1 protein-coding gene is annotated in these 515 nt (G+C 42.9%); it reads left to right on the forward strand.

Annotated features, from left to right (window positions below):
* Positions 1 to 360: C1 family peptidase (locus GMD1S_RS08940; RefSeq protein ID WP_000306241.1), on the forward strand; the 360-nt coding region annotated here is incomplete at its 5' end.
* Positions 361 to 515 lie beyond the last annotated feature (155 nt).

The following is a 515-nucleotide window of genomic DNA, read 5'->3' on the forward strand; positions in this document are numbered from 1 at the left end:
CGCAAAGCTGGAATCCTTGCGACTGATGTTTATGACTTTGAATCAAGCATGGATATCCAACTTACTCAAGACAAGGCTGGACGTTTGGACTACAGCGAAAGCTTGATGACCCACGCCATGGTCTTGACAGGTGTTGATTTGGATGAAAATGGCAAGTCAACCAAGTGGAAGGTTGAAAACTCATGGGGAGACAAGGTCGGTGCAGATGGTTACTTTGTTGCCTCAGACGCTTGGATGGATGAATACACCTACCAAATCGTTGTCCGTAAGGAATTGCTGACAGCAGAAGAACGGGCTGCTTATGAAGCAGAACCAATCGTACTTGCACCATGGGATCCAATGGGTGCCTTGGCAGAATAAAGCATAAAGAAAAGAGGTTAGGGAAATCCTAGCTTCTTTTTTAAGTCCTTCTTGAAGTGGCGATAGATGATGCTTGCCAAGTGAGTTCTCCTTATTTTAAGTCTTTAAGTGACAGAGAAAAAGATATGTGTTATTATAGTAGTACAAAAGGATAT

This window comes from Streptococcus sp. GMD1S (assembly GCF_000296875.1).
Lineage (GTDB): Bacteria > Bacillota > Bacilli > Lactobacillales > Streptococcaceae > Streptococcus.